At 41.3% G+C, this 17,733-nt stretch carries 24 protein-coding genes; 23 read left to right on the forward strand and 1 reads right to left on the reverse strand.

Features of this window, described 5'->3' with window-relative positions; genetic code table 11:
• Positions 1–87 precede the first annotated feature (87 nt).
• The 20 genes from rplF (at position 88) to AC075J_RS00735 (ending at position 15,462) form a co-directional block, all read left to right on the forward strand.
• Positions 88–627, forward strand: coding sequence for a 50S ribosomal protein L6 (rplF, locus tag AC075J_RS00640; RefSeq protein WP_025579624.1), 540 nt, complete (start codon positions 88–90; stop codon positions 625–627).
• A gap of 17 nt (positions 628–644) precedes the next feature.
• Complete coding sequence (rplR, locus tag AC075J_RS00645) at positions 645–1,013, forward strand: 50S ribosomal protein L18 (RefSeq protein ID WP_008707271.1); 369 nt, start codon at positions 645–647, stop codon at positions 1,011–1,013.
• 18 nt (positions 1,014–1,031) lie between these two features.
• Positions 1,032–1,541, forward strand: a complete 510-nt coding sequence (gene rpsE, locus AC075J_RS00650) for a 30S ribosomal protein S5 (protein WP_008707272.1) — start codon at positions 1,032–1,034, stop codon at positions 1,539–1,541.
• A 15-nt stretch (positions 1,542–1,556) separates the two neighbouring features.
• The gene (gene rpmD, locus AC075J_RS00655; protein WP_008707273.1) at positions 1,557–1,739 is read left to right on the forward strand and encodes a 50S ribosomal protein L30; all 183 of its coding nucleotides are present in this window, start codon (positions 1,557–1,559) and stop codon (positions 1,737–1,739) included.
• A 143-nt stretch (positions 1,740–1,882) separates the two neighbouring features.
• A complete protein-coding gene (rplO, locus tag AC075J_RS00660; RefSeq protein ID WP_008707274.1) occupies positions 1,883–2,323 on the forward strand; it encodes a 50S ribosomal protein L15 in 441 nt (146 codons plus the stop codon).
• Positions 2,323–3,639: a preprotein translocase subunit SecY gene (gene secY, locus AC075J_RS00665; protein ID WP_008707275.1), complete on the forward strand. Its 1,317-nt coding sequence runs from the start codon at positions 2,323–2,325 to the stop codon at positions 3,637–3,639. Before rplO ends, secY begins: the two co-directional genes overlap by 1 nt.
• A gap of 69 nt (positions 3,640–3,708) precedes the next feature.
• Positions 3,709–4,353, forward strand: coding sequence for an adenylate kinase (locus AC075J_RS00670; protein ID WP_008707277.1), 645 nt, complete (start codon positions 3,709–3,711; stop codon positions 4,351–4,353).
• 32 nt (positions 4,354–4,385) lie between these two features.
• Positions 4,386–5,141, forward strand: a complete 756-nt coding sequence (gene map / locus AC075J_RS00675; protein ID WP_008707279.1) for a type I methionyl aminopeptidase — start codon at positions 4,386–4,388, stop codon at positions 5,139–5,141.
• Between the two features lie 25 nt (positions 5,142–5,166).
• Positions 5,167–5,385, forward strand: a complete 219-nt coding sequence (gene infA / locus AC075J_RS00680; protein ID WP_005428560.1) for a translation initiation factor IF-1 — start codon at positions 5,167–5,169, stop codon at positions 5,383–5,385.
• A 548-nt stretch (positions 5,386–5,933) separates the two neighbouring features.
• Complete coding sequence (gene rpmJ, locus AC075J_RS00685; RefSeq protein ID WP_003497809.1) at positions 5,934–6,047, forward strand: 50S ribosomal protein L36; 114 nt, start codon at positions 5,934–5,936, stop codon at positions 6,045–6,047.
• Positions 6,048–6,368: 321 nt separating this feature from the next.
• Positions 6,369–6,737, forward strand: coding sequence for a 30S ribosomal protein S13 (gene rpsM / locus AC075J_RS00690; protein WP_008707282.1), 369 nt, complete (start codon positions 6,369–6,371; stop codon positions 6,735–6,737).
• A gap of 162 nt (positions 6,738–6,899) precedes the next feature.
• Positions 6,900–7,295, forward strand: coding sequence for a 30S ribosomal protein S11 (gene rpsK / locus AC075J_RS00695; RefSeq protein ID WP_476389841.1), 396 nt, complete (start codon positions 6,900–6,902; stop codon positions 7,293–7,295).
• A gap of 31 nt (positions 7,296–7,326) precedes the next feature.
• Positions 7,327–7,920, forward strand: coding sequence for a 30S ribosomal protein S4 (rpsD, locus tag AC075J_RS00700; RefSeq protein WP_008707284.1), 594 nt, complete (start codon positions 7,327–7,329; stop codon positions 7,918–7,920).
• Between the two features lie 146 nt (positions 7,921–8,066).
• A complete protein-coding gene (locus AC075J_RS00705; RefSeq protein WP_008707285.1) occupies positions 8,067–9,026 on the forward strand; it encodes a DNA-directed RNA polymerase subunit alpha in 960 nt (319 codons plus the stop codon).
• Between the two features lie 138 nt (positions 9,027–9,164).
• A complete protein-coding gene (locus tag AC075J_RS00710) occupies positions 9,165–9,701 on the forward strand; it encodes a bL17 family ribosomal protein (protein WP_008707287.1) in 537 nt (178 codons plus the stop codon).
• Positions 9,702–9,984: 283 nt separating this feature from the next.
• Positions 9,985–10,872, forward strand: coding sequence for a phosphatidylinositol-specific phospholipase C/glycerophosphodiester phosphodiesterase family protein (locus AC075J_RS00715; protein WP_118633518.1), 888 nt, complete (start codon positions 9,985–9,987; stop codon positions 10,870–10,872).
• Between the two features lie 331 nt (positions 10,873–11,203).
• Positions 11,204–12,538 (forward strand): MurT ligase domain-containing protein, encoded by a 1,335-nt coding sequence (locus tag AC075J_RS00720; protein ID WP_118633517.1) that lies wholly within the window; start codon positions 11,204–11,206, stop codon positions 12,536–12,538.
• A complete protein-coding gene (locus tag AC075J_RS00725; protein WP_008707293.1) occupies positions 12,538–13,260 on the forward strand; it encodes a type 1 glutamine amidotransferase in 723 nt (240 codons plus the stop codon). Before AC075J_RS00720 ends, AC075J_RS00725 begins: the two co-directional genes overlap by 1 nt.
• 2 nt (positions 13,261–13,262) lie before the next feature.
• Positions 13,263–13,904 carry a hypothetical protein gene (locus tag AC075J_RS00730; protein ID WP_118593091.1) on the forward strand — a complete coding sequence of 214 codons (642 nt, stop codon included), beginning with the start codon at positions 13,263–13,265 and terminating at the stop codon, positions 13,902–13,904.
• Between the two features lie 25 nt (positions 13,905–13,929).
• Positions 13,930–15,462 (forward strand): substrate-binding domain-containing protein, encoded by a 1,533-nt coding sequence (locus AC075J_RS00735; protein WP_227567235.1) that lies wholly within the window; start codon positions 13,930–13,932, stop codon positions 15,460–15,462.
• A 47-nt stretch (positions 15,463–15,509) separates the two neighbouring features.
• Here AC075J_RS00735 and AC075J_RS00740 read toward each other — a convergent pair whose 3' ends face one another.
• Positions 15,510–16,082 (reverse strand): xanthine phosphoribosyltransferase, encoded by a 573-nt coding sequence (locus AC075J_RS00740; protein WP_022380651.1) that lies wholly within the window; start codon positions 16,080–16,082, stop codon positions 15,510–15,512.
• Between the two features lie 381 nt (positions 16,083–16,463).
• Between AC075J_RS00740 and AC075J_RS00745 the strand changes: the two genes are divergently transcribed.
• From AC075J_RS00745 to AC075J_RS00755, 3 genes are all read left to right on the forward strand, one after another.
• Positions 16,464–16,691 (forward strand): hypothetical protein, encoded by a 228-nt coding sequence (locus tag AC075J_RS00745; protein WP_019162473.1) that lies wholly within the window; start codon positions 16,464–16,466, stop codon positions 16,689–16,691.
• A 130-nt stretch (positions 16,692–16,821) separates the two neighbouring features.
• Positions 16,822–17,169 carry a metal-sensing transcriptional repressor gene (locus AC075J_RS00750; protein WP_008707305.1) on the forward strand — a complete coding sequence of 116 codons (348 nt, stop codon included), beginning with the start codon at positions 16,822–16,824 and terminating at the stop codon, positions 17,167–17,169.
• A 300-nt stretch (positions 17,170–17,469) separates the two neighbouring features.
• On the forward strand, positions 17,470–17,733 hold a 264-nt coding region (locus AC075J_RS00755; RefSeq protein WP_476389842.1), incomplete at its 3' end, for a P-loop NTPase.

Consider the following 17,733-nt stretch of genomic DNA (forward strand, 5'->3'; position numbering starts at 1 on the left):
TTGAACCAAGATTTTTTATAGAGAACAAACTGAAAACAGAGAGGATGAAACATCCTCTCCGATAATCTAAGTAAGGAGGACAAACATATGTCACGAATTGGTAGACTTCCGGTTGCTATTCCTGCAGGCGTAGAAGTAACTGTCGCTGAAGGCAACGTAGTAACTGTAAAAGGACCAAAAGGAACTCTCGAAAGAGCACTTCCTACAGAAATGGAAATCAAAGTCGAAGATGGTCATGTAGTAGTATCCAGACCAAACGACTTAAAGAAAATGAAATCTCTTCACGGTTTAACAAGAAGCTTGATCCACAACATGGTTGTTGGTGTAAGCGAAGGCTATACAAAAGAGCTTGAAGTTAACGGTGTAGGTTATAAAGCAGCAAAACAGGGCAAAAAGCTTGTGCTTAGCCTTGGATATTCTCATCCGGTAGAAATGGAAGATCCAGACGGAATCGAAACCAAAGTAGATGGTAACAAGATTATCGTATCCGGTATCAGCAAAGAAAAAGTCGGCCAGTTTGCAGCTGAGATCAGAGACAAGAGAAGACCTGAGCCATACAAAGGTAAAGGTATTAAGTATGTTGATGAAGTTATCAGACGTAAAGTTGGTAAGACTGGTAAGAAATAATTCAGGAGGGTGAGAAAATGGTAAATAAGGCATCTAGAGCGAAAATTCGTGAGAATAAGCATAGAAGATTACGTCATCATTTAAACGGAACTGCAACAACACCACGTTTAGCAGTATTTCGTTCCAACAAGCATATTTATGCTCAGATCATTGATGACACTGTAGGAAAAACTTTAGTATCTGCTTCTACTCTTCAGAAAGAAGTAAGAGCTGAGTTAGAGAACACTGATGATGTAGCAGCTGCTGCACATTTAGGAACCGTTATTGGTAAGAAAGCTGTTGAAGCTGGCATCGAAAGCGTTGTTTTCGACAGAGGAGGCTATATCTACCACGGTAAAGTTAAAGCACTGGCAGACGCAGCAAGAGAAGCTGGGCTGAAATTCTAATAAGGAGGAGCGAAACACATGAAACGTAATCTTATTGATGCTAGTCAGTTAGAATTAGAAGATAAAGTAGTATCAATCAAGCGTGTTACCAAGGTTGTTAAAGGTGGTCGTAACTTCCGTTTCACAGCTTTAGTTGTTGTAGGTGACGGCAACGGACACGTTGGTGCAGGTTTAGGTAAAGCAGCCGAAATTCCTGAAGCGATCCGCAAAGGAAAAGAGGATGCTATTAAGAAATTAGTAACAGTAGCAAGAGACGAAAACAACTCTATTACACATGACTTCGTTGGAAAATACGGAAGTGCTGAAATGCTTCTGAAGAGAGCTCCGGAAGGTACTGGAGTTATCGCCGGCGGTCCTGCCCGTGCGGTAATCGAGTTAGCTGGTATCAAAAACATCCGTACAAAATGTATGGGATCCAGAAACAAACAGAACGTTGTTCTTGCAACAATCGAAGGCTTAAGACAGTTAAAAACTCCGGAAGAAGTTGCTAGACTTCGCGGAAAATCTGTTGATGAGATTCTGGCTTAAGGAGGAAATACAAAAATGGCAAACACATTAAAAGTTACATTAGTAAAATCTCCTATTGGTGCAGTTCCGAAACACAAAAAAACTGTTGCAGCTATGGGTCTTACAAAAATGCACAAAACAGTTGAAATGCCGGATAACGCAGCAACAAGAGGAATGATTCAGCAGGTACAGCACCTGGTAAAGGTTGAAGAAGCTTAATTGCGATTTAACCAGAGAGAATTCTGATATGGATCTGATATGAACCTGTTATTCGCAGAGAATGGCAGGAGCATACAGAAACATATTCAGACACAATACAATCTGAACTTATAGATTTGAAATAATAATAAGGAGGTGCCAACATGGAATTATCAAACTTAAGACCAGCAGAAGGTTCTAAGCACAGCGATAACTTCAGAAGAGGCCGTGGACATGGTTCTGGAAACGGTAAAACAGCCGGTAAAGGACACAAAGGACAGTTAGCTCGTTCCGGTCACAAGAAACCGGGATTTGAAGGTGGTCAGATGCCTTTATACAGACGTCTGCCTAAGAGAGGATTCAAAAACAGAAATACAAAAGAGATTATTGCAATCAACGTTGACGTACTGAACCGTTTTGAAGATGGTGCAGAAGTTACAGCAGAAAGCTTACTTGCAAGCGGTGCAATCTCCAAGATCGCTGATGGCGTTAAAATTCTTGGAAACGGTGAGCTGACAAAGAAACTTAATGTCAAAGTAAATGCTGTCAGCGAGACTGCAAAATCAAAAATTGAAGCTGCTGGTGGTACAGTAGAGGTGATCTAATGTTTGAAACTCTTAAAAATGTTTTTAGAGTGAAAGAAATGAGACGCAAGCTGTTGTATCTGATATGGATGATTTTTATCATCCGTATCGGCTGCCAGATTCCGGTACCGGGAGTTGACAGTGATTTCTTCAAACAGTGGTTCAGCAGCAATGCCGGTGATGCATTCAATTTCTTTGATGCATTTACCGGTGGTTCATTTGAAAGAATGTCAATTTTCGCATTAAACATCACACCATATATTACATCTTCCATTATCATTCAGCTTCTTACCATTGCAATTCCGGCACTGGAAGAAATGCAGAGAGATGGTGAAGAGGGAAGAAAGAAGATGACTGCGATCACACGTTATGTGACCGTAGGTCTTGCTTTATTTGAGTCAATCGCAATGGCAATCGGATTCGGACGTCAGGGTATGATTCCGAATCTGGACTTCTTTAAAGGTGTTGTAGTTGTTGCCTGCCTTACAGCCGGTTCAGCTATGCTGATGTGGCTCGGTGAGCGTATTACGGAAAAAGGCGTTGGAAATGGTATTTCCATCGTACTTACCATTAATATCATTTCCAGAGTACCAAGCGACCTGACATTACTGTATGAGAACTTTATTAAAGGAAAAACGATTGCAAAGGGTACTCTTGCAGGACTGATCATTGCAGCCGTTATTCTTCTGGTAGTAGTTCTGGTACTTATCCTTAACGGAGCAGAGAGAAGAATTCCGGTTCAGTATTCCAAGAAAATGGTTGGAAGAAAGCTGATGGGCGGTCAGTCCACCAATATTCCGCTGAAGGTTAACACCGCCGGTGTTATCCCGGTAATCTTTGCATCCTCCATTATGTCTTTCCCGGCTGTCATTGCGCAGTTAACAGGAAAAGGTAATGGTACAGGAATCGGAAGTGAGATTATTCGTGGTCTTTCTTCCAATAACTGGTGTAATCCGAAACAGCTCCAGTATACATGGGGATTGGTTCTTTACATCGTACTTTGTGTTTTCTTTGCATATTTCTATACTTCCATTACATTCAATCCTCTGGAAGTAGCAGATAATATCAAAAAGCAGGGTGGATTTATTCCGGGTATTCGTCCTGGAAAACCTACGTCAGACTATTTGACTAATATCTTAAATTATATTATATTTATAGGTGCAGTAGGTCTTATCATTGTGTGCGTGATTCCGTTCATCTTTAATGGTGTATTCGGAGCGAATGTTTCATTCGGTGGTACATCTATCATCATTATTGTTGGTGTTATCCTCGAAACTGTGAAACAGATTGAGTCACAGCTTCTCGTACGTAATTACAAAGGCTTTCTGAACAATTAAAAATGAGAGGTTGTGGTGCATGGCATCACAGCCTTGATTTGCTAAAAAAGAAAACGGAGGGTATAACTTATGAAAATCATTATGTTGGGTGCACCGGGGGCAGGAAAAGGGACTCAGGCGAAGAAAATTGCTGCGAAATATCAGATTCCGCATATTTCTACCGGAGATATTTTCCGCGCAAACATTAAAAATGGAACAGAACTGGGTAAAAAAGCAAAAACTTATATGGATCAGGGACTTCTCGTACCTGATGAACTGACCTGTGATCTGGTTGTGGACAGAATACAACAGCCGGATGCAGCAAATGGTTATGTGCTGGATGGTTTTCCAAGAACAATTCCTCAGGCAGAGTGCTTAACAGAGGCTCTGAACAAACTGGGAAGTAAAGTTGATTATGCAATCGATGTGGATGTTCCGGATTCCAATATTGTAAACCGTATGTCCGGAAGACGTGCCTGCCTGAAATGTGGTGCTACTTATCATGTTGTACATGCAGCACCGAAGGTTGAGGGCGTTTGTGATACCTGTGGAGAGAAACTGGTGCTTCGTGATGATGACCAGCCTGAAACAGTTCAGAAACGTCTTAACGTATATCATGAGCAGACACAGCCGCTGATCGATTATTATACTAAAGAGGGAATTTTAAAATCAGTGGATGGTACAAAAGATCTTGAAGAAGTATTTGCAGATATTGTTGCCATCCTGGGAGAGTAATTGGGTGTTTTTAAACACCATCTGGAGGTAAAATGTCGGTTTCTATCAAGACAGAACATGAAATTGAACTTATGAGGGAGGCAGGTCATCTGCTTGAAAAAGTGCATGATGGTCTGATCCCTTACATTAAACCGGGAGTGAGCACAAAGGAGATTGACCGTATCGGAGAACAGATGATACGTGATCTGGGATGCATCCCGAATTTCCTGAACTACGGAGGGTTTCCGGCGTCATTCTGTATCAGTCTGAATGATGAGGTAGTTCATGGGATCCCGTCTGAAGAGAAGATCATTCAGGAGGGAGATCTTGTAAAGATTGATGCCGGTCTTATTTATAAGGGGTATCATTCTGATGCAGCGAGGACTTATGCTGTCGGTGAAGTTTCACCGCAGGCACGTAAGCTGATGGATGTGACCAGAGAGTGTTTCTTTGAGGGACTCAAGGCCGCACGTGCGGGAAATCATCTGAATGATATTTCCAAGGCAATCGGTGCTCATGCTGCCAAATATCATTATGGGATTGTCCGCGACCTGGTTGGACATGGAATCGGCACTCACCTTCATGAGGATCCGCAGATCCCGAATTTTCCGCAGAAGCGAAGAGGAGTTCGTCTGATGCCGGGTATGACACTTGCTGTAGAGCCTATGATCAATCTGGGACGTGCAGATGTGGCATGGCTGGATGATGAGTGGACTGTTGTAACTATGGATGGTTCTCTTTCTGCTCATTATGAGAATACGATTCTTATTACAGACGGAGATCCGGAGATTCTGACTCTTACGAAATAATTGGACGACATACAGGAGGTTTAAAATGTCAAAAGCAGATGTAATCGAAGTGGAAGGCACTGTTCTGGAAAAGCTGCCTAATGCGATGTTTAAAGTGGAACTGGAGAACAAACATGTGGTGCTTGCACATATCAGTGGTAAGTTACGTATGAATTTTATTCGTATTCTTCCTGGAGATAAAGTTACGATTGAACTGTCTCCGTATGATCTGTCTAAGGGCAGGATTATCTGGAGAGATAAGTAAGAAATATTGGACTGCAGTTGGTGCAGTGATGAGAAAGAGAGCTGGAGGGATCTGGTTCTCTTTTTTTGTGTGTCGAAAGGGACGCGTATAAAAATAATTCATTTCATGTGCGGTTTCGGCATCTAAGATATTCTAAGGTGAAAAAAATCTGCTAAAGGCATGAACCGCCTTATCAAACTCGCTCCGTTGCAAACTTCGCTCAGACAGTGATACAGTCGGCTCATAACGCAGATTTTTTTCGCCTAAGAATATCTAAGATGCCTGCAAATGCACATGAAATGAATTATTTTTCTACGCTGTGTGTTGGCAGTGGGAAGGTTTAGCTGTGATTTTTCAAACATGCTCCAGAATAGATATTAAAACTAGTTTTTATAGATGGATGATTAGGCGGGAATGGGGGAGAAAATAAAAAAATGTGATTTTATTCAAAAAAGTGCTTGCATTTTATATTTTGCTGTGATAATATATAAGCCGAACGCGTGAGTATATTGTATTTGTGCGCTCAAAAAACTGCAGATTTTAATGAATTTACGGAAGGAGGATTTCCAGTGAAAGTAAGATCATCTGTAAAGCCGATCTGCGAAAAATGCAAGATCATTAAAAGAAAAGGATCTATCAGAGTAATCTGTGAGAATCCAAAACACAAACAGCGTCAGGGTTGATTGACAGTTTAAAGTTTGTGTAACGTGCGGCTGCAGTGTGAGACGCCCGGAAGGGTTGTTCAGACTGTTAAGATAGTTTTAGCATGTATTGCCTAATACCGAGAGGCAACGTTGGCCCGTTGGCCGCAGTAATTCGGAAAGGCTGCTTTTCGCCAATTGCAGCTGGGTGTTTTACCGAGGCACCCCAATTAGGAACTGAGAAATAAGGAAGTGATGTGTCCGATATATCCCATTTCACCTTACTTGAGTGAGAGAATTCGCGAGGGTAAGTGATGTACAGGCATTAAGGACTTTCAAAGTAGAAGATGGAGGAAACAGTACATGGCTCGTATAGCTGGTGTAGACTTACCAAGAGAAAAACGTATTGAAATCGGTCTTACCTACATTTATGGTATTGGTAGACCAAGCGCAGACAAAATCCTTGCAAAGGCAGAAGTTAATCCTGACACACGTGTCAGAGATCTGACTGATGACGAAGTAAAGAGACTCAGCGCAGTTATTGATGAAACAATGACAGTAGAAGGTGACCTTCGTAGAGAAATCGCCCTCAACATTAAGAGACTGCAGGAAATCGGATGCTACAGAGGTATCCGTCATCGTAAAGGACTTCCGGTTCGTGGTCAGAAGACTAAGACCAACGCCAGAACACGTAAAGGTCCTAAGAGAACAGTAGCTAATAAGAAGAAATAAATAAAGCTTTAAACATTTGATAAGCGTAGGCTGATCTTATGAGGAAGCTTGCATGGACACTTGATGAATGACGAGCGAAGCGAGGAAATGAATTTAGTGGACATGGTGTTTCTTGTAACATATATTTGATTGATAAATAGGAAAGTGTAGGTTAGTTTTAAAATGGCTAAAGTGACTAAAAAAGCGACTGCAAAACGTCGTGTCAAGAAAAACGTTGAACACGGACAGGCACATATTGAGTCTTCTTTCAACAATACAATTGTTACTCTGACTGACAATGAAGGAAACGCTCTTTCATGGGCAAGTGCTGGTGGTCTTGGATTTAGAGGTTCAAGAAAATCTACTCCTTATGCAGCACAGATGGCAGCTGAGACTGCAACAAAAGCTGCACTTATTCATGGTTTAAAAACTGTAGATGTTATGGTAAAAGGACCAGGTTCTGGACGTGAAGCTGCAATCCGTGCCCTTCAGGCTTGCGGACTGGAAGTAACAAGCATCCGCGACGTAACTCCGGTACCACACAACGGTTGCCGCCCACCAAAACGCAGAAGAGTCTAATTGATTTAGAATATTAGGAGGTATTTGAGAAATGGCAGTAAATAGAGTGCCTGTTCTGAAAAGATGCAGATCCCTTGGCCTGGATCCGATTTATTTAGGAATTGATAAAAAATCCACAAGACAGTTAAAACGTGCAAATCGTAAAATGTCTGAGTATGGTTTACAGTTAAGAGAAAAACAGAAAGCAAAATTCATCTACGGAGTTCTGGAAAAACCTTTCCACAACTACTACGACAAAGCTGACAGAATGCCTGGACAGACTGGTGCAAACCTTATGATCCTTCTTGAGAGCAGACTTGACAATGTAGTATTCCGTATGGGATTTGCAAGAACAAGAAAAGAAGCTCGTCAGATTGTTGACCACAAGCATGTACTTGTAAACGGAAAATGTGTAAACATTCCTTCCTACCTTGTAAAAGCCGGTGATCAGATCGAGATCAGAGAAAAATCCAAAGGTTCTGAAAGATACAAAGGTATCCTTGAAGTAACTGGCGGACGTCTTGTTCCGGAATGGATCGATGTAGATCAGGAGAACTTAAAAGGAACTGTAAAAGAACTTCCTAACAGAGAAGCAATTGATGTTCCTGTAAACGAGATGCTTATCGTCGAGTTGTACTCCAAATAATCCATAGGATTATATTATAGAAAATTACCTGGTAATATTTCTATTATTTATACGATTCAGTGGTTGATTATTATCTTCCGCTGAATTGTAGTATTTGAATGAATACCCCTCAAACTTTTATTAACCCAGAAGGAGGGAACCCTATAGTGTTTGATTTTAATAAACCTAAGATCGAGATTACCGAATTATCTGAAGATAAAAAATTTGGCAGATTCGTAGTTGAGCCTCTGGAAAGAGGATATGGAACTACACTTGGAAATTCTTTAAGAAGAATTATGCTGTCTTCCCTGCCGGGTGCAGCTGTAAGCCAGGTTAAAATTGATGGTGTGCTTCACGAATTCAGCTCCATTCCGGGCGTAAAAGAAGACGTGAGCGATATTATCATGAATCTGAAGAGCCTTGCTATTAAGAACCACAGCACAGACAATGAGCCGAAAACCGCATACATCGAATGTGAAGGAAAAGGTGTTGTAACTGCAGCTGATATCCAGGCTGATCAGGATATCGAGATCATGAATCCGGATCAGGTGATTGCTACTTTAAACGGTGGCAAGGACTGCAGACTTGCTATGGAGCTTACTATTACAAAAGGCCGCGGATATATCAGTGCTGATAAAGGTAAATCTGATGATATGCCGATCGGTGTACTTGCAGTTGATGCTATCTATACACCGGTAGACAGAGTCAACATGACTGTAGAGAATACACGTGTTGGTCAGGTAACCGATTATGATAAGCTGACACTGGATGTGTATACAAACGGTACACTTGATCCGGATGAGGCGGTAAGCCTTGCAGCAAAAGTATTAAGCGAGCACTTGAGCCTTTTCATTGACCTTTCCGAGAATGCAAAGACCGCTGAGGTTATGATCGAGAAAGAAGACAATGAGAAAGAAAAAGTCCTGGAAATGAGCATTGATGAACTTGAGTTATCTGTTCGTTCCTATAACTGCTTGAAGAGAGCCGGCATTAATACGGTTGAAGAATTATGTAACAAGACTTCTGATGATATGATGAAGGTTCGTAACCTTGGACGTAAATCATTAGAAGAAGTTCTTGCGAAACTGAAAGAGCTGGGCTTACAGCTTCAGCCAGCAGAAGAGTAAGAATTGATCAGGTTATTGGTTCTCTAAGGGAACAATAACCAGTTAGCAAAGAGATATTATACGGTGGGGATGCCTAAGCAGTCGGACAGTAAGACCGAACAAGCGTGCCCGGCTGTCCCACAGATGGAGGAAAATTAAATGGCAAAATATAGAAAATTAAGCAGAACTTCTGACCAGAGAAAAGCATTACTGAGAAGCCAGGTAACAAGCCTTTTATATCATGGAAAAATTGTTACTACAGAAGCTAAAGCAAAAGAAATCCGTAAAATCGCAGAAGGCCTTGTAGCTATGGCTGTTCGTGAAAAAGATAACTTCGAAACTGTTACTGTAACTGCTAAAGTTGCTCGTAAAGATGCTGAAGGCAAGAGAGTAAAAGAAGTTGTTGACGGAAAGAAGAAAACTGTATACGATGAAGTACAGAAAGAGATCAAGAAAGATGCTCCTTCCAGACTTCACGCTCGTCGTCAGATGATGAAAGTTTTCTACCCGGTTAAAGAAGTACCTGCAAAGGGTGCCGGAAGAAAGAAAAACACTAAAGACGTAGATATGGTTGCTAAGATGTTCGATGAGATCGCTCCAAAATACGCTGACCGTAACGGTGGTTACACAAGAATCGTTAAGATCGGACCGCGTAAAGGCGATGCTGCAATGGAAGTACTGATCGAATTAGTATAATCCAGCCAGATTTTCGATTTTATATTTGTCCAGACGATGATAAGACTGCATATGTATGGTGTTCATGCCGTATATATGCAGTTTTTTTGTTATGCTATAGGAAATCACTTCCTTGTAACATAACCGTTTATTACCCTTGATTATTTGAGCCAGATAGCGTAAAATCGTAGAGTATATAAAAACCATATTGATGAAGAAGTGTTAAATAAGACATTGGAATGTTACAAAATACGAGAGCAAAAGATAAGCGAGGAATACAAATGACCGGCAGGAGATTGAAAAATTGAGGCAGAATACGAAAAAGAAACGATCAGGATTTGGTTATTTCATCAGGATGTTTTTGTTGTTGGTGGAATTACTGGCTGTTACACTGTTTCTGTGGGGAAATGATGCTTATTCCATATCTGCCACCACACCTGAATTTAAGTGGAAAAATTATAAAACGATCGCACATGCACTGGGAGGGATTGGTGATAAAACCTATCTGAATTCAAAAGAGAGTTTTCTGGCAGGCTATCAGATGGGGTGCAGATTGTTTGAAGTTGATCTTGTGAAGACATCTGACAATGTATGGGTGTGCCGCCACAGTTGGCATCAGTCTCTTGGACAATGGGAGGGCAATGAAAAGAAGGTTCTGTCCTCAGAGGAGTTCTTATCCCGGCCCATTTATGGAAAATATACGCCTATAACATTTGAAGATCTGCTGGTTCTGCTGAGTGATTATCCGGACGCTTTTGTGATGCTGGATTCCAAACAGTATTCTCTCCGTAATTATCAGAAAACAGTGGAAGATTATGCAGACTATATTGAACTGGCAGAGGATGCCGGTGTCCCGGATGTGATGCGGCAGGTCATACCGGAAATTTATAACCAGGCAATGTTTGCCGGAACAGCACTGCTGTACGATTTTCCAGGATATATTTATTCTTTATGGCAGGAATACTCTATTAAAGAACTGACTGAAATTGCGGCATTTTGCAGAGAAAAGAATATTCAGGCAGCTACAGTCTACTATAAATACTGGTCAGAGGATGTGCAGAAGATTTTTGACAAAAAAGGAATCAGGTTATATATTTATACTGTGAATGACCTGAAGGAAGCACAATATTATATGCAAGAGGGTGCGGCAGGTGTATGCTCAGACTATTTGCAGGATACTATGTTTAACTGAGTTGTTCTGCCGGCATTATGAAATGATCATAGAGGATTATTATAGCTATAGCTGTTCCGGAATGAATAAGGGTAAAGATATCAGGAGCAAAAAGAATTTTAACAGGATATAGCAAGAATTCTCCCTCCTCTATAGGTGGTAGATGAATTGCAAATAAGAAAATGAACGGCAGTGGCGAGCGGAGAGAAATCGGGTATCTCCCACTGACATGAGGCAAACCACAGTCAGTATGTTGTTGACACGTCAGACTCTGTGAAATTACCGACTGTGAGTTGAAACAAATAAGCGGCAATAACAAAGATTATATTTATAAAGGAAATTATCATACACAATGAAAATAAGAGTAATGATTGCTGTCTGTGCAGCAAAATTTGTAGGATACGTATGTAAGAAAATGGGAAGACAGGGTGTGACCTGGGCAGGAAAAGTGGCGATTAAGATCTGTCCGGACATTCTGGAACAGCTTTCCTCACAGGTACGAAAGGCTATTTTTGTAACCTGCGGTACAAATGGAAAGACAACTACCAACAATATGCTCTGTGCGGCACTGGAAGCGGAAGGACAGAAAGTAATCTGTAACCATACAGGTTCCAATATGCTCAATGGAGTTGTTGCCGCATTTGTGCTGGCTTCGAAATGGAATGGTAAAATTGATGCGGACTATGCATGCATTGAGGCCGATGAAGCATCCACCAGACATATTTTTCCGAGAATCAAACCGGACTATATGCTTCTGACAAATCTTTTCCGCGACCAGCTTGACAGATACGGAGAGATTGATATCACTATGAACATTCTGGAAGAAATGATGCGCAAGGTTCCGAAGATGCAGATTATTGTAAACGGTGATGATGCATTATCCGCATATCTTGCCATGGATTCCGGGAATCCATATGTAACTTATGGTATCAGTAAACCGGTGATCAAATCTGCGGCAAATGAAATCAGGGAAGGACGTTTCTGTAAGCGATGCGGTGAAAAACTGGAATATCGTTTCTATCATTACAGCCAGCTGGGAGATTATTATTGTCCAAAATGCGGATTTGCAAGACCGAAGCCGGATTTTGATGCGGAGGATGTAAAGGTAGGCGACCAGCTCAGCTTTTGTGTAGAAGGAAAACACATTGTAGCAAATTATAAGGGATTTTATAATGTGTATAATATACTGGCAGCTTATGCGGGAGTGAGGACTGCGGGATTTGCGGGAGAGCATTTCGGGGATATGCTCCGCAGATTTAATCCGGAAAACGGACGTATGGAGCAGTTTCGCATTAAGGGAACAGGAGTAACCTTAAATCTTGCCAAGAATCCGGCGGGATTTAATCAGAATATTTCCGCAGTGATGCAGGATCAGGCACCGAAGGACATCATTATTGCGATCAATGATAATGCTCAGGATGGAACAGATATTTCCTGGCTCTGGGATGTTGACTTTGATCTTCTCGGAAATGATTCAGTGAAATCTATTACTGTAAGCGGTATCCGCTGTCAGGATATGCGTCTGCGGCTGAAATATGTGGATATCCCGTCTGTCCTCGAGGGCGATGTTGAGAAAGCAATCCGCGACAGAGTAGAGGACGGAGTGGGGAATCTGTATGTGCTGGTAAACTATACAGCATTATTCAGTACCAGAAATATTCTGAAGAGACTGGAGGGCGAGAAATAATGAAAATTACAATAGGACATTTATATCCGGATCTTCTGAATCTTTACGGTGACAGAGGTAATATCCAGTGTCTGATGAAGAGATGCCAGTGGCGTGGGATTGAGGCTGAGACCATACCGTTTGAGCTGGATGATAAAATAGATTTCTCGAAGCTTGATATCGTACTTCTGGGTGGCGGTTCGGACAGAGAACAGATGATCGTATGTGAGAAGCTACAGAAAATCCAACCGGATTTTAAGGCTTATGTGGAAGATAACGGCGTTGTCATTGCAATCTGCGGTGGCTATCAGTTACTTGGGAAGTATTACAAAACAGATCAGGGAAACATGAAAGGACTGGACCTGGTAGACTTGTATACAGAGCAGGGCGAAGGCCGTCTGATCCAGAATATCGTTCTGCAGAGTGAGCTGTTTGATATGCCGATCGTTGGATTTGAGAATCATGGAGGAAGAACCTGCATTAATAATAACAAACCACTGGGAAAAGTACTTTACGGTGCAGGAAATGACGGTAAGTCAGGCTATGAAGGCGTAGTATATAAGAATGTGATAGGGACTTATCTGCATGGACCGTTACTTCCGAAGAATCCGCAGCTTGCAGACTGGCTCATTCAACATGCGCTGGAAAGAAAGTATGGAAAAGAAACAGAACTTACACCGTTAGATGACAGTCAGGAAAAAGAAGCAAATGACTATATATACCACAGATTTGTAAGAGGATAATTATGGCGAAATCATGTAATCAAAAAGGAAAAATACTGTATCTGCAGAAAATGCTGTCTGAGACAACCAGCCAAAAGCCTGTCACCATGCAGGAGATTCTGGCAAAACTGGAAGAACAGGGGATTCGAGCTGAGCGAAAGAGTATTTATGATGATATGGAAACCCTGCGTGATTTTGGAATGGATATACATTACAGAAGAGGACGGGAAGGAGGATATTATGAGGAAAAATCCGCTTCAGATAAAACAGAAGCGGATAATACGATAATACATCAGCCGGATGGCGAAACAGGAGAGAAATCTGAAAATGTGCAGGAACAGATTGGAAAAGAATCTGAAGCACCTGCAAAGATCAGTGCTCCGACACCCTTCCAAACAGGAGAGAATATAAAAGAGATCAGGCTTGTATGTCAGAATTCTACAAAGAAAAAAATCCAGCGTACCTTTGGCTCGGAGATTTTCTGCAAAATAAAGGGGGAGGATAATTTTATTGTAACTGTTGAGGTTGTGGTTGATAAGGCATTTTTTGGATGGTTGACTTCTATGGGAAGAAATGTACATATTCTGAAACCAAAGAAAGCAGCCGTTGCCTATCGGGATTATCTGAAGAACATTGCAAAAGATTATAAGGGAATTGATAAATAAATATGATATCAGAAAGGATCGTATTATGAAAAGAAGAGCAACAGCTATTCTGCTTGGAATAATGGTATCCTCCATGTTCCTGTCTGCCTGCGGGAAGAATGAGGCAAAAGAAGCAGCAAATGAAAGCGCCCAGGTAGAAGAAGAGGGCGTAGGCGAAGTAACTGAGGAAGGTGAAAAAGTAGAGGCAGAAAATAAAAATGCTTCTGATGCCGATGACAGTAGCAAGGCAGGAGACAGTGCAAAATCAGACGAAGACAATAAAGAGACATCAGTGAAGGAGGAAGAAGACGGAGATTCTTCAGGCAAAGATTCAGATGATGAATCAGAGGAAGATGCTGAGGTAACGGAAGCTTCTGCTGGAAAGATAGGTGTGCTTCTTTCTGATGACGATGAGGATGCAAAAATTGACAGCGAAGAGATGACTTCGCAGATTGAAGATGGAGGATATGAGGCAGATGTGAAGAATGCCGGCGGCGATCCTGCGCTTCAGATTTCCCAGATTCAGGAATTTATTGATGAGCAGGTTTCTGCCCTGATCATTGATCCGGTAGATTCCTATGGTCTGACAGATATCCTGAAAACTGCCAATGAGCAGGAAATACCGGTTATTTCTTATGACAGTCTGATCCGGGATACTGCGGATATCAATTATTATGCAACCTATGATACCAGATCCATAGGAAATGATATTGCCAAAGAAATTATCAAAAAAATGGATCTGGATAAAGCCAGAGAGGATAAGAAGTCTTATACAATAGAATTTCTCATGGGATCTCCGGATGACAATGCTGCACTGTTTCTGTGTAATGGAATCCAGGAAGGGCTTCAGGAATATCTGGATGATGGAACACTTGTATGCAAATCCGGAAATACGTCATTTGATGATACAGGAATCATGAGATGGAGCGAGACATCTGCAAAGACAAAACTTGATTCGATTATAAGTGAGTTTTATGCAGAGGAGAAGGCTCCGGATATTATCTGTACTGCATATGACGGATTTGCTTATGCTGCAGAGGAAATTTTAAGTGACAGTGGTCTGGAACCGGGAAGTGATGAATGGCCGATGATCACAGGATATGGCAGTGAGGCACAGGCAGTAAAGGATATTGCAGCAGGTAAAATGTCATTTACCATGTTTATGGACCGTAAGGAACTGGCTAAGGGCGGAGTACAGATGGCCATTGACTATCTGACAGGAGAGAAAGTTGACGTAAAAGATTATTCACAGTATGATAACGGAGTAAAGATTGTGGGAACTTTTACATGTGGAGCACAGATGATCGACAAGGATAATTATCAGATTCTTGTGGATAACGGAACTTATACGGAAGATGAGATCGCTCCTGATCCCACACCGACACCGGAGGTGACACCTGCGCCAGAGGCAACACCTGTGCCGAAAGTGACATTAAAGACAGCCTCAGAGGAAGATTCAAAAGAAGTGACACCAACTCCCGAAACAGAAGATAAATCAGAAGGTGAAACGAGAGAAAATCTGATCTATGATTCCGAAGATAACTCAAAAGTGGAGAAAACATCAGATCAGAAAAAATAAAGAGTTCATAGAACAAAAAAAGGATGGGTTTTCCCATCCTTTTATAGTTAATCTCTGAAGGTTAAGGAATCGTCTGTCATGGAATCAACAATGGCAAGAGATTCAAGACGTATTCCCATATCGCGGATCTCCTGACCGCCATGCTGGAATCCTTTCTCAATAACAATACCGGCTCCTTCAAGAGTTGCCCCTGATTTCTTAACAATATCGATCAGGCCGAGAAGTGCACATCCGTTAGCAAGGAAATCATCGATCAGAAGTACATGATCTTCAGGTCCGAGAAACTTCCTGGAAAGGATCACATCATATACTTTCTTATGAGTGAAAGATTCTACTTTAGTTGTATACATTTCTCCATCCAGATTCACGCTCTGTGCTTTCTTGGCAAAAACTACAGGTACATCAAAGTACTGTGCAGCAATACAGGCGATACCGATACCGGATGCTTCAATTGTAAGGATTTTAGTGATTGGACAGTCGGAGAAGCGGCGTTTGAATTCTTTGCCGATTTCATTGATGAGGGTAATATCCATCTGATGATTTAAGAAACTGTCTACTTTTAAAATATTTCCCGGTTTTACAACTCCATCCTTAAGAATTCGGTCTTTTAAAAGCTTCATAGATTTCTCTCCTTTATATATGTAATTAGTTTGTAGCTGTCGGTAACTATCCGGTACACTGCTTCCCGAAAGTACTGAATAGTTACAGTTACTGTGAATATGCAGAATTCAAAAAAACATCAGGCTGCAAAATGAACAGTAACATTGCTGTTTTGATAATTATAAACTATGATACGCTATAATTCGTCTTCATGCAATTATTTTTGACAAAAAATCTAAAAATAATTATAATAGTCTCAGACTGGTTGGGAAAAACCGCAGGACAATCTGTGCAGATTGCCGTAAATCAGCCGAAGAGGGCTGCGAAAAAATAAGCAGCGAGCTGGGTCTTAAATAGTGAAACGGATTGTGAATATCCGTCTTACGGACTGGAGATGGAATATGAAAGAATATGAACTGATATGGGAAATTTTTAATAAATGTCCGCGGAATCAGATGCGTGATGTTTTTGTGGAAGAGCTGGAACTTGAGGATCCGGAAGAATATATCAGAAATAAATTCAAAGGAAAAGAAGTTTCCTATGAAAAAACTGTCCTGGAGGATGGAACCATTATTTTTGATATTACGACTTCACAAATAAAACAGCGTTGTTCCTTTACAGAAATTTGACAAATGTGGTATAATATCATTTACGCTGTACGGAAGTGCTGTAAGCAGGAAAGCCACAGACAGTGTGTGAGGATATAAAGACAGATAAGCGGTAAAGAATCGGATATTCTGAAAGAGAAAGGGGAATGTTATGGCCGAGGAACAAAAGACACATACGCATGTACTGGAGGATGGGACGGTAGTTGAACATTCTCATGGGGAGCATGGGCATCATCACAGTCATGCGCATACAAAGGCAGTGCTGAACCGTATGTCCAGAGCAATCGGACATATGGAATCTATCAAACGTATGATAGAGGACGGAAGAGACTGTGCGGAAGTTCTGATACAGCTTTCAGCAGTGAAATCTGCCATCAATAATACAGGTAAGATCATTCTGCAGGATCATATCGAACACTGTATCGTAGATGCAGTGGAACATGGTGATAAAGAGGCAATTAAAGAACTTGAGGTAGCAATTGACAGATTTGTAAAGTAATATGCGTACTCTGGAGCTTGTTTGAAAAATGTTTTACGCAAGATGTGCGTCACAATTTGTGGGAATGATTTTTCAGACACGCTCCACACTGGCAATAGAGAATATTTTGTTATTGTTCACACACCACTATCCAGCGAGGTGTTTTGGCATGAATATGCCAAAATCCCGAGACATACAAGCCAAAATTCCATTGCCGTAGGCAATCTGGAATGAATTTTGGCTACGTTACTGTGAACGGAGTGAACAGTAACAATATTTTGTCAGTACAGCAGTGCGTAAATATAAAGGAGAAGATTAATTATGGCAAAAGAATGTAACAACACTTCATGCGACAAAGCAAGCTGCGAAGGTTGTTCAAGCAGCAAGAAACAGCAGAGCTTTCAGGCAGAAATGAATGCTCAGTCAAATGTAAAACATGTGATCGGGGTTGTCAGCGGAAAGGGTGGAGTTGGTAAATCCTTCGTAACAGGCTCTCTGGCAAACATGATGGCAGCACAGGGATACAAAGTCGGTATCCTGGATGCGGATATCACAGGACCGTCCATTCCGAAAATGTATGGATTA

It is taken from the genome of Blautia sp. ZXY-1-C6, assembly GCF_056339875.1.